11 protein-coding genes and 1 pseudogene are annotated in these 14,591 nt (G+C 37.6%); 11 read left to right on the plus strand and 1 reads right to left on the minus strand.

Features of this window, described 5'->3' with window-relative positions; all coding sequences use genetic code 11:
* Positions 1-125 precede the first annotated feature (125 nt).
* The 8 genes from FCS21_RS11195 to FCS21_RS11230 all read left to right on the plus strand — a co-directional run bounded on the left by FCS21_RS11195 (position 126) and on the right by FCS21_RS11230 (position 9,042).
* Positions 126-401 carry a hypothetical protein gene (locus tag FCS21_RS11195; RefSeq protein WP_138623396.1) on the plus strand — a complete coding sequence of 92 codons (276 nt, stop codon included), beginning with the start codon at positions 126-128 and terminating at the stop codon, positions 399-401.
* 250 nt (positions 402-651) lie between these two features.
* Complete coding sequence (gene pheS / locus FCS21_RS11200; protein WP_138623398.1) at positions 652-1,647, plus strand: phenylalanine--tRNA ligase subunit alpha; 996 nt, start codon at positions 652-654, stop codon at positions 1,645-1,647.
* 11 nt (positions 1,648-1,658) lie between these two features.
* Entirely contained in the window at positions 1,659-4,109 is a 2,451-nt protein-coding gene (pheT, locus tag FCS21_RS11205; protein ID WP_138623400.1) for a phenylalanine--tRNA ligase subunit beta, read from the plus strand.
* A gap of 3 nt (positions 4,110-4,112) precedes the next feature.
* Entirely contained in the window at positions 4,113-4,406 is a 294-nt protein-coding gene (locus FCS21_RS11210; RefSeq protein ID WP_138623402.1) for an integration host factor subunit alpha, read from the plus strand.
* A 345-nt stretch (positions 4,407-4,751) separates the two neighbouring features.
* Entirely contained in the window at positions 4,752-6,575 is a 1,824-nt protein-coding gene (locus FCS21_RS11215; RefSeq protein WP_138623404.1) for an ABCB family ABC transporter ATP-binding protein/permease, read from the plus strand.
* A 19-nt stretch (positions 6,576-6,594) separates the two neighbouring features.
* Complete coding sequence (locus FCS21_RS11220; protein ID WP_138623405.1) at positions 6,595-7,182, plus strand: DUF1415 domain-containing protein; 588 nt, start codon at positions 6,595-6,597, stop codon at positions 7,180-7,182.
* A 136-nt stretch (positions 7,183-7,318) separates the two neighbouring features.
* On the plus strand, positions 7,319-8,161 hold the full coding sequence (locus tag FCS21_RS11225; protein ID WP_138623407.1) for a hypothetical protein: 843 nt from the start codon (positions 7,319-7,321) through the stop codon (positions 8,159-8,161).
* 23 nt (positions 8,162-8,184) lie between these two features.
* A complete protein-coding gene (locus FCS21_RS11230; protein WP_138623409.1) occupies positions 8,185-9,042 on the plus strand; it encodes a glucosaminidase domain-containing protein in 858 nt (285 codons plus the stop codon).
* A gap of 111 nt (positions 9,043-9,153) precedes the next feature.
* Here the strand turns inward: FCS21_RS11230 and ttcA are convergent, their stop codons facing one another.
* Positions 9,154-10,071, minus strand: a complete 918-nt coding sequence (gene ttcA / locus FCS21_RS11235) for a tRNA 2-thiocytidine(32) synthetase TtcA (protein WP_138623411.1) — start codon at positions 10,069-10,071, stop codon at positions 9,154-9,156.
* 410 nt (positions 10,072-10,481) lie between these two features.
* On the opposite strand from ttcA, the gene FCS21_RS11240 reads away from it, so the two are divergent.
* The 3 genes and pseudogenes from FCS21_RS11240 to FCS21_RS11250 all read left to right on the plus strand — a co-directional run bounded on the left by FCS21_RS11240 (position 10,482) and on the right by FCS21_RS11250 (position 14,447).
* The gene (locus FCS21_RS11240) at positions 10,482-11,576 is read left to right on the plus strand and encodes an NADH:flavin oxidoreductase/NADH oxidase (RefSeq protein ID WP_138623413.1); all 1,095 of its coding nucleotides are present in this window, start codon (positions 10,482-10,484) and stop codon (positions 11,574-11,576) included.
* A 505-nt stretch (positions 11,577-12,081) separates the two neighbouring features.
* The gene (locus FCS21_RS11245) at positions 12,082-13,332 is read left to right on the plus strand and encodes a diguanylate cyclase (RefSeq protein ID WP_138623415.1); all 1,251 of its coding nucleotides are present in this window, start codon (positions 12,082-12,084) and stop codon (positions 13,330-13,332) included.
* Positions 13,333-13,466: 134 nt separating this feature from the next.
* A pseudogene (locus tag FCS21_RS11250) lies at positions 13,467-14,447 on the plus strand (transposase).
* The last annotated feature ends 144 nt before the right edge of the window (positions 14,448-14,591 follow it).

Here is a 14,591-nt window from a genome sequence, read left to right on the forward strand (position 1 = left end):
GACTTATTGAGTAGGTCATGATCCCGCTCAATAAGTCCCTAGCTATAACCTTGCTATATTGAGCTATATTATAGTAACGGTATTACTTTTCAGGTATTACTTTTTAAGGTGTTGCAAAGTAACTTATGACAGAAGAGCGCTTAATATTCTTATTGAAAACATCTATCTGTATCGGTATTTTTTTGATATTGCTAGGTATTTATTTTCATTTATACAGTGATTATATGGAAACACTTGGCGTTACCGGTATTATCATTAGTGCGGTGTGTATTGCTATTGGCATGGTATTTTCTTTACCAACAAAAATGTATTTAACACTTGTGTTAATGAGACGAGAAGCACACTTAAAGGCTAATGATAAAGCGCAAAAACGTAAAAATAACCTTAACAATATTGATTAAGCGTTAATTCACTCTGCTTTAGCTTAGCGTTTATGGCCCTTATGGTTACTATCCCCCCCTTAAAAGTGACTTAGTGTGATTAATTCATTAAAAAGCCACTATTACTGCTACATAAAAGCAAGTTTTCGTGTAAAATCAACCGCATTTTTATTATTTGAATTAGTCTATTGGTAAATGGCTTATCGAGCTGGCCTTTTTTCATAAGCAAAGCTAATTAACGTCGTTTATTTACCCCGTTTTAGAGGAAATCATGAGCTTAGACACCACCACTATAGATAGCATTGTAGCGCAGGCTGAAACTGCCATTGCACAAGCATCAGACCCAACGGCACTTGATCAAGTGCGTGTTAACTTTTTAGGGAAAAAAGGTTTATTTACTGAGCAAATGAAAGGCTTGGGGAAATTATCAAAAGAAGAAAAACCTAAAATGGGGCAAGTAATTAATATTGCTAAACAAGCAGTACAAAAATTACTTAACGAACGTGGTGAATTATTACGCGCTCAAGAGATTAAAGAAAAGCTAGCCGCGGAATCGATTGATGTAACCTTGTCTGGTCGTGGTACAAAAATTGGTGGCTTACACCCAGTAACGCGCACCATTGCTCGTATTGAAAGCTTTTTTGGCGACTTAGGTTTTGAAGTAAAAGATGGCCCTGAAGTTGAAGATGACTATCATAACTTTGATGCGTTAAATATTCCTGAGCATCATCCTGCACGTCAAGACCATGATACTTTCTATTTTAATCCTAAATTAGTATTACGTACGCAAACCTCTGGCGTGCAAATCCGTACCATGGAAGTTGAAAAACCGCCATTACGTATTATCTCTCCAGGTAAAGTATACCGTAACGATTACGACCAAACGCATACACCAATGTTTCATCAGGTTGAAGGTTTGATGGTAGATAAAGACGTAAGCTTTACTCATCTTAAAGGTATTTTGCATGACTTCTTGCATCATTTCTTTGAAGAAGAAGTCGAAATCCGTTTCCGTCCTTCTTATTTTCCCTTTACCGAACCTTCTGCAGAAGTAGATATTATGGGTAAAAATGGTAAGTGGTTAGAAGTACTAGGCTGTGGCATGGTTCATCCAAATGTTTTACGTAGTGTTGGTATTGATCCAGAAGTTTATACTGGCTTTGCTTTTGGCATGGGCGTAGAACGCTTAACTATGCTGCGTTATGGCGTAAATGATTTACGTGCATTCTTTGAAAATGATCTTCGCTTCTTAAAACAGTTCAAGTAGGAAAACTCATAATGAAATTTAGTGAATCTTGGTTACGTGAGTGGGTTAATCCTGCACTTTCATCAAACGAATTAGCGCATCAAATAACAATGGCTGGCTTAGAGGTTGACGGTGTTGACCCAGTAGCAGGCGAGTTTACTGGCGTTGTTATTGGCGAAGTGGTTGAATGTGGTCCACACCCTGATGCAGATAAGCTGCAAGTAACTAAAATCAGTTTAGGTGATTATAGCTCTGCTACCGTAGAAAAAGGTGAGTTAGTAGAGATCGTTTGTGGCGCTAAAAACTGCCGTTTAGGTTTAAAAGTTGCCGTAGCAACCGTTGGCGCAGTATTACCAGGCGATTTTAAAATTAAGAAAGCCAAACTACGTGGTGTACCTTCTTTTGGTATGTTGTGTAGTAAGTCTGAAATTGGTTTGACGAGCGATTCTGACGGTCCATCTACTGGAATTATGGAATTGGCAGCTGATGCACCATTAGGCCAATGTGTACGTGAATATTTAGATTTAAACGACGTCACTATTGACGTTGATTTAACCGCCAACCGTGGTGATTGTTTAGGCCTTAAAGGTTTAGCGCGCGAAGTAGGCGTATTAAATGCTTTAGCCGTTACCGAGCCAACCATTACTAGCGTAGTGCCAACCATTGATGATGTAGTCGCTATTACTATTGATAGCCCTGAAGCGTGTCCACGTTACTTAGGTCGTGTTATCAAAGGTATTAACCCTAAAGCGACCACACCACTGTGGATGGTAGAAAAACTACGTCGCTGTGGTACGCGCTCAATAGACCCCGTTGTTGATGTCACTAACTATGTTTTATTAGAGCTTGGTCATCCAATGCACGCCTTTGATTTAGCAAAAATTGATGGCGGTATTAATGTTCGTTTAGCTAATAAAGATGAAAAATTAACCTTATTAGATGAAAACGAAGTCACGCTAAAAGAAGGTACGTTAGTTATTGCTGATACTGGTGTTGAAGGTGCAGGTAAAGCCTTAGCAATGGCGGGTATTTTTGGTGGCCTTGAATCAGGTGTTACTAATGCTACTACCGATATCTTTTTAGAAAGTGCCTTTTTTGCGCCGTTAGCTATTTTAGGTAAAGCGCGTCAATACGGTTTACATACCGATGCTTCACATCGTTATGAACGTGGTATCGATCCAACATTACAACATGATGCAATAGAGCGCGCTACTGAACTTTTATTGTCTATTGTTGGTGGTGAGGCCGGCCCTGTAGTTGAAGCTAAATCTGATTCAACTATCCCACAAACTAAAGACGTTACTTTGCGTCGTACCATGTTAGATAGCCGCATTGGTCATCACATTGACGACACTAAAGTCAACGAAATACTAACTCGACTTGGTTTTACTGTTAACGCCACAGGTGAAGGCGTAGCAAAAGTATGGCAAGTTATTGTCCCTGCTTACCGTTTTGATATTAAAATAGAAGTTGATTTAATTGAAGAAGTTGCGCGTATTTTTGGTTACAACAACATTCCTAATGTTGCGCCTAAAGCAACCTTAAAAATGCGTGAACAAAAAGAAGCACAACTTTGTGTGTCAAGCTTAAAACAAGCCTTAGTTAATCGTGATTATCAAGAAGCCATTACCTACAGCTTTGTTGACCCTAAAATACAAGCGTTATTACATCCACAACAAGCAGTGATGACATTACCACACCCTATTTCTTCTGAAATGTCGGTGATGCGTTTAAGTTTATGGACCGGTTTATTACAATCAATGGTGTATAACCAAAACCGTCAACAAAACCGAATTCGTTTATTTGAAACCGGCTTACGTTTTGTACCTGATGAAAATAGCGAAAACGGTGTACGCCAACAAAATATGTTAGCGGGTGTGATTAGTGGTCAACGTGTTGACGAGCATTGGAGCATGGAAAAAGCAGCAACAGACTTTTATGATATTAAAGGTGATGTTGAAGCCTTATTAGCTTTAACATGTGATGCGCAAGCTTATGAATTTTCAGCCGCTGAAATTGCCGCCTTACACCCAGGACAAACAGCACAAATTACTAAAAATGGTGTTTATGTTGGTTGCGTTGGTACCTTACACCCTGAATTAGAAAGAAAATTAGGTTTAAACGGTCGAACATTAATTTTTGAACTATTATTGTCTGAAGTGTTAGGTCAAAAAATACCCGAAGCCAGTGATATATCTCGCTTCCCAGCCAACCGCCGTGATTTAGCTATCGTTGTTAAAGAACAGGTTAGTGCAAAAGAAGTATTACAACTTATTGAAAAGGTTGGCGGAAATTATTTAATTGATCTAAACTTATTTGATGTATACCAAGGTCAAGGTATTGAGGACGGTTTTAAAAGTCTGGCTATTGCCCTAGTATTACAAGATTCAAGTAAAACTCTTGAAGAGAAAGACATCACGGATGTTATTGATAGAGTGGTTGGAACCTTAAAAACAGAATTTAATGCATCACTGAGGGACTAAGCAATGGCGCTTACCAAAGCAGAAGTAGCAGAACATTTAGTTGAAAAAGTTGGGCTGAGCAAACGTGACGCAAAAGATATGGTTGAAATATTTTTTGAAGAAATTCGCGAAACATTAGAAAGTGGTGATCAAGTCAAGCTTTCAGGTTTTGGTAATTTCGACTTGCGTCATAAAAGCCAGCGTCCTGGACGTAACCCTAAAACAGGTGAAGATATTCCTATCTCTGCTCGTAAAGTTGTTACCTTTAGACCAGGACAAAAGCTTAAAAGTCGTGTTGAAGAAGGTAATAGCGACTAACTATATACTATTTAATTCGCTAGGTTGAACTTAATAAGTGAGTGTTAATTATTAAGTTCACTATGTCTATTGTGTGATATCGGGCATTATATTGCTCGGTAGGTTCTCAGTAGGGTAGCCCAATAAATAGTTAACAGTAGCTTTAATCAAAACATCAAAACTCGTATTAGCTAAAACTAATACGAGTTTTTTTATAAGCTTTTCATTAACTATCATTGTTAATGTTAATTAGTAGGCTAAATGTGTTTTGTCATTTATTATAAATTTCACAGCTGTATTTACCATTTAGCTTATCTTCCAATTCATTTTTTTAATTAACCTTTTAACTTACCTTTAAGAAGTATTATGCGCCGATCTAGTTACCCCGAACAAGAGGTCAGTACCATCAACTGGCAAGCATTCAAACTGATTTTACCTTATTTATTTGAATATAAAAAACGTATCGCTTTGGCGATGTTTTGTTTAGTACTCACTAAAATTGCCAGTGTTTATTTACCTTTTATTCTCAAAGATATCGTCGATACGCTAGATGCTAACAGCGATGATAAAGTAAATTCGGCACTGGTTATTGTGCCTTTTGCGTTAGTGGCTGCATATGGTTTGGTGAGATTATCAATAGTCGTTTTAGCCGAAATTAGAGATACGTTATTTGGTCGAGTCACTGAGCGCGCCATTAGGCGTATTGGCTTAAAAGTTTTCCGTCATTTACATTCACTTGATTTAGATTTTCACCTCTCTAGGCAAACTGGGGGATTATCGCGTGATATTGACCGAGGTACGTCAGGTATTAACTTTTTAATGCGCTTTATGGTGTTTAATATTGTGCCGACCTTACTTGAAATTGTTATGGTGATAACTATTTTATTTGTTAAATATGGCATATGGTTTGCGGTAATAACACTGTGCTCCATTATTACTTATATAGCTTATTCCATTTTTGCTACCGAGCTGCGTACACGTTATGTACGTGCAGCTAACATAGCAGACTCATCAAGTAATACTCGCGCCATTGATAGTTTACTCAATTATGAAACGGTTAAATATTTCACCAATGAAGAGTTTGAAGCACAAGCCTATGATCAACAGCTCTGTACGTGGGAAGAAGCAAAAATTAAAAACCGTTTATCGTTATTTGCCCTCAACGGTGGTCAAGCCCTTATTATTGCCATAGCCATGACGAGTATGTTGGCACTTGCCGCTAACGAAGTCGCTAAAGGCGTTATGACGCTCGGTGATTTTGTGCTGATAAATGCGTTTATGATGCAGTTATTTATGCCACTTAATTTTTTAGGGTTCGTTTACCGAGAAATAAAAGGCTCGCTCGCCAATATTGAAAATTTATTTGGTTTATTAGCTCAATCACCTAAGGTAGAAGATGCAACCGATGCGTTAGCGTTAAACCTAGTAGAGCATAGTGAAGATAGCGCTTTGGCAGCAACGAGTCAGGCGAGTATTGTTTTTGATAATATTACCTTTGCTTATAATGCTAAACGACCGATTATTAAAGGGATTTCTTTTCGCGTTAATGCCGGTGAAAAAGTGGCTGTCGTTGGGCAAAGTGGCTCGGGTAAATCAACCTTAGTGAAGTTATTGTTTCGCTTTTATGATGTTGACTCAGGCTCAATTAGCATTAACCAGCAAGATATTAGCAAAGTTAGCCAACAATCACTTCGCAGCCACATAGGTATTGTGCCGCAAGATACTGTGTTATTTAACGACTCGTTATTTAATAATGTGCAATATGGTTGTCCAACCGCTAGTAAGGAAGAAGTATTAAAAGCCATTGACTTAGCCCACCTTGCTGATTTTATCGCCAGTTTACCTGAAGGATTAGACACCGTGGTAGGAGAGCGAGGTTTAAAGCTTTCCGGTGGTGAAAAACAGCGCGTTGCTATTGCCAGAACCATTTTAAAAAATCCACAAATACTGGTGTTTGATGAAGCAACATCATCCTTAGATAGTCAATCAGAGCAAGCGATTTTAACGGCAATCAATGAAGTGACTAAAAGTAGAACCAGTCTTGTTATTGCCCATAGGCTCTCTACCATTATAGATAGTGATAATATTATAGTGATGAGTCATGGTGAGATCGTTGAACAAGGAAATCATCAGCAATTACTGGCGCTGCAAGGGCAGTACAGTAAAATGTGGCAATTACAGCAGTCTTAATATCCTAGAGTAATATGATATGAATAAAGATAATCAGCAAAGTGACAACTCAGTGATATCCGCTGAGGTTGAAGCTACCAAGCAGTGGCTAGATGAAATTATTATAGGCTTAAATTTTTGCCCTTTTGCTAAAAAAGAGTTTGTTAATAATACCATTTGCTATTACCCGTCTAAGACCCAACAGCTTAAAACGGCTTTGAACGTTTTGCTGGAGCAATGTCATTATTTACAACAGCATGATGACGTTGAAACAACGCTAATTATTTTTACAGAAGGTTTTAGATCTTTTGAGCGTTATCTCGATTTGGTTGACTATGCTAACGATTTATTGGTTGAGTCAGGCTTTGAAGGTATATTTCAATTAGCGACTATGCATCCTGAATATTGTTTTGCTGATGATGATTTTGATGATGCTAGTAATTTTACTAATCGCTCTCCTTATCCGATGCTGCATATTATTCGAGAAGCAAGTATGGCAAGAGTGCTATCGGTATACAAAAACCCAGAGGATATACCCACACAAAATATAGTATTAGCCGAGCAAAAAGGCAGTGACTACTTTAAGGAAGTTTTAACGCGTATTCACCAAATCCACCCGCAAAAATAGTTGGTGTTGAGTATATAAAACATAAACGGCTAAAGCCTGAAGCGTGAGCTTATTGTTTTAGCGCTTAAATTCGCATCTTTAAGTGGTTTTGGTATAATAGCCAACAATATAATCTTACTATAAAAAAGGCTTAACTTTGCCAGAAAAAAAAATAATCATCTCCGTTGGTGGTAGTGTTGAACGTGCGGTAAAAGGTGACTATGACATTAATGTCAAAGCTGTTTTAACTGAAGCATGGCAATACACACTACAATCACGAGTATCAATTAATCTTTCACTCTTTTTAGTGCTGTTTTTTGGTATGGTCGTCTCGTTTATCGCCAGTAGTTTTTTTGGTGGTATAGAAGTTGTTATCGAAGATCCACAGTTATTACAGATCATTAATATTATTGTCACGATTGCGGTATGGCCTTTTATGGCTGGGATTGAAATGATGGGGGTTTATCATGCGATTAATAAGCCCACACAAACTAAAATGATATTGTCATTTTTACATCGCGGTAGCTGGGTTGCGCTGTGTGCGTTATTAACGTCGTTACTTATTAGTATCGGTTTCCAGTTGTTAATTATTCCAGGGGTGTTATTAGCGGTATTGTTATCGTTGACAGTGCCTTTAGTGGTAGAAAAAAAATTAACACCTATGCAAGCTATTATATTATCAATCAAAGCATTACGCTTTAAAGTAATGCCTTTGTTAAGTATTTATACTGTGCTGTTTATGGCGTTATTTTCGTTGGTATTACCGGTCGCTTTATTAGTAGAATCTACCTTCGCGCCCATTGCTATTGTTGTCTTTTTGTTTGGTTTCTCTTACTTAGCGCCTTGGTATTACAATGTCAAAGGCATATTATACCGCGATATTTTCGGCGTGTTTGTCGATGAAAGCACTACCTATAGCGACTTAACCAATACAATTGAAACAAAGCCAGCGACAAAAAGCACTGATCATAATGACTCAGATGATACTTTTTCGGCTTAACTACTCATAAATACGGAGCTTTTATGAACATAATATTACTAATACGTTTAGTCTTATCTACTGCACTGATACTTGCTGTTGCAGCCCCATTTACTTTTTTAGTGCCTAAGCCTTTTATAGCAAAAGACGCTGTTGTTGAAGCGAATACAGCTCAAGTCAAAAAGGTTAAGAAGGCTAAAAAAGTAAAGATATCAGAAAAACCCCTACATCAGGTTAACTTACCAGACTTTGCCGCTATTAATGATATACCGACTAAAAAGCGTCAATTTTTTGCTTTTATTCGCCCAGCGATTGAAAATAAAAATAATCAGTTAGCTAAAGACAGAACGAAACTTGAACAGTGGCACGAACAGCTATCGTTAGGATTAGGCTTAACAACCCAAGAAGAAGCCTCACTACAAAAATTGGTAGCCAATTACCGTATCAATGAAGAAGCATCAAGATTACAACAAATTGATGAATTATTAGTACGCGTTGACATTATCCCTACGGCATTGGTATTAGTTCAAGCCGCTAATGAGTCAGCTTGGGGAAGCTCTCGCTTTGCTCGTGTGGGCTTAAATTTCTTCGGTATTTGGTGTTACAACCGAGGATGTGGCATGGTACCTGGCGGTCGTGATACTGGCGCTAAACATGAAGTAGCCGCTTTTGATAGTGTTGATGCTGCGGTTTCAGGCTATTTTAATAATATCAATAAACATAATGCTTATCATGTGTTTAGAACTATTCGCTCTGAGTTAAGAGCACAAGACAAACCACTTGATGCCAAAGTATTAGCCGCAGGCTTATTACCTTATTCAGAGCGTGGTGAAGAGTATATATCGGATATTACTGATATGTTACGCCACAATAAACACTACTTAACTGAAACAAGTATTTAATAGGCACCTTAAAGTTAAAAAACGGCTAATGTTGATAACATTAGCCGTTTTTTTATTAACATTGAATAATGACACCGGCTCTCGTTCCCACGATCTACCGAGTATACCTAGCTATATGTTGGTAACATCTATATATAATGACTCATCAATATTTGAAGAGGAGACCTGCTCTTTTTCAAATTCATAAGCTTGTTTTTCACTTGAACGGTCAATCGTTAAGTTTTGAAAATCAAACAAATTAGTATCCGCTAATTGGCTAACACTCACATTGGTTAGTGATTTGAAAATAGCTTCTACTCTACCTGGTGTTTGTTTATCCCAGTCGGTCAACATCGCCTTTACATTTTGTCTTTGTAAATTTTCTTGTGAGCCACATAAGTTACACGGAATAATGGGGAAGTGTTTATAGTTAGCGTATTCCATAATGTCTTTTTCTCGACAATAGGCTAACGGTCTTATGACAATATTGCGTTTATCATCAGCAAGTAATTTAGGTGGCATACTTTTGAGTTTTGAACCAAAAAACATATTTAAAAATAGCGTTTCTACCATGTCATCCATATGATGTCCAAGGGCTATTTTTGTTGCACCAATAGACTCAGCAAATGAATATAACGTGCCCCTGCGTAACCTTGAGCAAAGGCCACAGGTTGTTTTACCTTCATCAATTTTAGCTTTAACGACAGAGTAGGTATCCTTATCAACAATATAGTAGGGGATAGCTAACGATTCAAAATAAGCAGGGAGAATATGCTCAGGAAAACCAGGTTGCTTTTGATCTAAATTTACCGCAATAATCTTAAAGTTAATCGGGGCAGACTTTTGTAATTTAAGCAAAATATCAAGCATGGCAAAAGAGTCTTTGCCTCCACTAATGGCGACCATAATGACATCAGATTCTTCAATCATATTATAATCAAATATTGCTTTACCAACATTTCTTCTAAGCTTCTTTTCAATTTTTATACATTGTGATTTTTCAAGCGATGTTAACTCGCTCGTTGGTAACGTTAGTTGCTCTACAGTCATGTGGTTTACTTTATTGATTAAAATTAACGGCGGCGATTATAGCAGTTTGATAAGGAATACCAAATCGATTTTTAGACACAAAAAAGCCACGTTTAAAAACAACTTTTATTTTTATGGTATCACTTCGATACTCACCTTTAGTGAGATTTATGTAGATGTGTCATTCGCACTGTAATGTTAGCAACTTCTACAATATAAACAAAATTACTCATATCTTCCCATTTCATGATTGTTACTTATATGTAAAAATGATTTACCTAGGAGCTATATTGTCATTGCTTTAGAAGTAGTTATAATTTAGACCTAAAGAACAGACTTTATAACTTATCAAGTGTCGGTAAAATCGGTGGATGTTATGACTGCCTTAAATGTCTATTTTACTTCACCTTATCAATTTTCAGGAATATATTATGAGTAATTTATTTACCCCCCTAAAACTGGGTAAGCTAGCCTTAAAAAATCGCGTTATTATTGCGCCCATGTGCCAGTATTCTGCAGAAGATGGCGCAGCAACCGATTGGCATACTATTCACTTGGGAAGATTGGCTTTGTCTGGAGCGGGTATGCTCATTTTGGAAGCTACTGCGGTTAATCCACGCGGCCGTATTAGTTATGCTGATCTCGGTTTATGGGATGATAGAACAGAACAAGCCTTAGCTAGATCGTTAACAGCGATACGCAAGTATTCAGCTATGCCTATAGGTATTCAACTGGCTCATGCCGGACGTAAAGCCTCTACTGAAAAGCCATGGGATGGAGGTCAAGTTATTGCACCTGACCAAACGAATGGCTGGTTAACTATTGCTCCTTCAGCGTTACCGTATGATAACGATGATCCTACTCCACAGGCCGCAACACTTGATGATATAAATGATATTATTAACGATTTTATTGGCGCTGCCAAACGGGCTGAACGCATCGGTATTGACGTTATTGAGCTGCACGCGGCTCATGGGTATTTATTACATCAGTTTTTATCGCCAATAGCTAACCAGCGAAATGATCAATATGGAGGTAACCTTGAAAACCGTATGCGCTTGTTACTCGATATTGTTGATGGAGTACAAGCAGTTATCTCGGATAAAATGACCCTAGGGGTACGCATCTCAGCGACTGATTGGGTTACTGGTGGTTGGGACTTGGATGAAAGTATAGCTCTGGCAACCGAGTTGCAAGCTCGAGGCTGTCAGTTTATTCATGTTAGTACCGCAGGTTTAAGCCCATTACAAGAGATACCCGTCGCACCAGGCTTTCAAGTACCTTTTGCCACAGCCATTAAGCAGGTTGTCGATATTCCGGTGATTGCGGTAGGGCTTATTACTGATACGCAACAAGCAGAGAATATTATTGCGTCTGATCAGGCTGATGCGGTTGCTCTGGCCAGAGCTATTATGTACAACCCTCATTGGGTTTGGCATGCCGCCGCTGAGTTGGGAGAGCAAGTCACTGCACCCCCTCAGTACTTACGTTCGTCTCCTCATGGTAAACCCTCACCGATAAAATAATATCAGATTAGGTTGTTAACTATCCAAAGGTTAGAACAGGGAAGTCCTAACTGAGCATACTCAAGTTTTAACTGGCTATAAAATTGGTCTTTTCATTTTGTCACAGCGTTACCTAATAAATACCTAATTAGATAGGCATAATAACAATACCTAATTTGACCACTTCATTAAATAAGTAGTTAAACTCTCAAAATAGATAAAAGAAAAGCGAAATTTTATTACTTTACGTCACTGCTAGTTATTCCAACTCACCATTACCTTACTAACTTTGTAGCGCTAGTATAAAAACCAATAACGCCGCATGTCATATTTTATCTTTAATTTACTAGATAAATATAAACCCCTATAAAAAATAAAGACATAAATCATTAATTATTATAAGGTTACATTAAATATGTCTTAAATGTATTACACCCCCATTGAATCAAGACTAAATCTTGTAATGTAATGCATTCACAGAAAAATATTTAATTAAAATATTATTAATTACTAGGTAAAGGTTCAAATGAAAAAAATACTTCTGATAGAAGATAATCCCCAGTTATTAAAAAATAAGATTGAAGAGCTAAGACATAATTTCACTTATTCGATAGACACTGTAGAAAATTTTGAACAGTTACAGGAATACATAAAGCTAAACAAAGAGAATGTATTTATAGCATTACTTGACTATTTTCTTGATGGGGCAATGGAGGGGCAAAGTGTAGACTTACTACTTGAACACAATATTCCTACTATTGTATATACACAAGAATACTCGACTGATATTCGAGAGATATTACTAGATAAGTGTGTTTTCGAATACTTAATAAAAAAACCAAACAGTGACCTTCTTTACAGCACAAGACTAATAGAACGTGTATATAAAAATAACTTTATCAAAGCGCTCATTGTTGATGGCTCTGAGAGCTTTCGTAATCAATTAGCCGAAAATTTACAACAGTTTGGCTTAGCGTCGTTACACAGTAGTGATGCTAATACTACGTTAGAGTTATTAAAAAATCACAGTGATATTCAACTCGTTTTAATTGACTTAGACATCAGCGGTGATATTCAAGGTGTCGAACTTGTTGAAGCTATACGAGCACAATTTCCTTCTACCTCACTCGCCGTTCTTGGAATGACCCCTCATGGCTATAACAGTCAACTTTCAATAGAGTTTTTAAAAAAAGGTGCTAACGATTTCATCACTAAACCCTTTGTTAAAGAGCAGTTAAACCTTCGTATTATGCAAGTACTTGAAATGTTAGATACCATTCAAGAAAAAAGTATTGAAGCGACAATAGACCCACTCACTCAACTTAAAAACCGCCGCGCTCTAGAGGTAGAGTCTAAAGTACTTATACAGTCAGCACTTTTAACAAACAAACCTTTGTCAGTGGCGATGATAGACATAGATCATTTTAAAGTAGTTAATGATACTTATGGCCATGATGTGGGGGATGATGTTTTAAAGTTAATAAGTAAGGTTTTAAAATCTAACTTTAGAAAAAAAGACCTGATCGTTAGAAATGGAGGAGAAGAATTTTGTGTTGTGCTTGATGATTTATCTCTAGAAAAAGTGATTAATCTTTTTGAAAAGCTAATAAAAAAAATAGCATCTACACCTTATGAAAAAGACGACGTTGTTATAAATATTACCGCCTCCATCGGTTTATTTCATGGGATAAATAATAATATAAAACCTATGTTGAGCTTAGCTGATAAAAAACTTTATGTGGCTAAAAAAACGGGGCGTAATAAATTAGTTTCATAGTGGTTGTATTGAACCGTAATTGAGTCATAAGAGTGCTATCAGCGCTGCTATTAGGCCACCCATAATAATTTGTGTGTTTTTTATTCAGTAAACTAAGATTAATTTATCCCTTCTCATTTAGTTTGGTGATTATTGTGGCAAAGCCTCGTTCACAGCAAATTAGCTTATTAGATACACCTTATTATCATATCTGCAGTCGCACGGTACGTAAGGCTTTTTTATGTGGTGTAGATACAGAGACAGGGGTTAGTTTTGAACACAGGCGGACATGGATTGAACAACGACTGTTTAATTTAGCGCAAGTCTTTGCTATTGATATTTGTGCGCATGTTGTTATGCATAATCACTTACATCTGGTGTTACATGTTGATAGCGAGCAAGTAAAGCGCTGGACAACAGCGGAAGTATTAACGCGTTGGCATCAGCTATTTAAGGGGACATTACTTACTCAACAATACGCTACTAAACAACCCCTTGATAAGTTTCAATTAGCGATGGTTGAAAGTACAGCAGACATTTACAAACAGTGATTAATGGATATCAGCTGGTTTATGCGTTCACTAAATGAGCCGATAGCACGACAAGCAAATCGAGAAGATAACTGCACAGGTCATTTCTGGGAAGGGCGCTTTAAATCACAAGCGCTGCTCGATGAAGGGGCACTCCTGTCTTGCATGGCCTATGTCGATTTAAACCCAGTACGCGCTGCGATTGCCTCAACACCAGAGCAATCAGATTTCACCAGTATTCAACTACGTATTAAAGCAGCCATCAAAGGCAAGCAACCCACAAGGTTATTACCCTTTACCGGAAATGAACATCAAAACAAAGCCAAAGGCATTCGTTTTAACTTAAAAGACTACTTAATACTGGTTGATGAAACAGGGCGTCTACTCAAGGGTGATAAACGCGGTGCTATTAATGGCGACACAGCTACTATACTGGCGAGGCTTCATATTAGTAGTGAAAGCTGGTTAAAATTAACCCGTGATTTTGAAGTTATCTTCACTGGGGCGGTAGGCACTGCCGAGCATTTATGTGAATTTAGTGAGCATGTTGGTCTGCAGCGAACTCATGGTATAGCTAGCGCTCAAGCATGTTTAAATAGTGCCTAGCTCTACTTATCATTTTTATACACTTCATGTTGCTTTTGCAGTGATTGTAGATAATTGGACTCCCCTACACCCGAAAACGTAGGCTAATATATCATTACCACGTAATTTGATTATAAAGAGTTCTTAAAATGCATAAAACTATAG

The sequence above is a fragment of the Colwellia ponticola genome (assembly GCF_005885605.1).
In the GTDB taxonomy this organism is placed as follows: domain Bacteria; phylum Pseudomonadota; class Gammaproteobacteria; order Enterobacterales; family Alteromonadaceae; genus Colwellia; species Colwellia ponticola.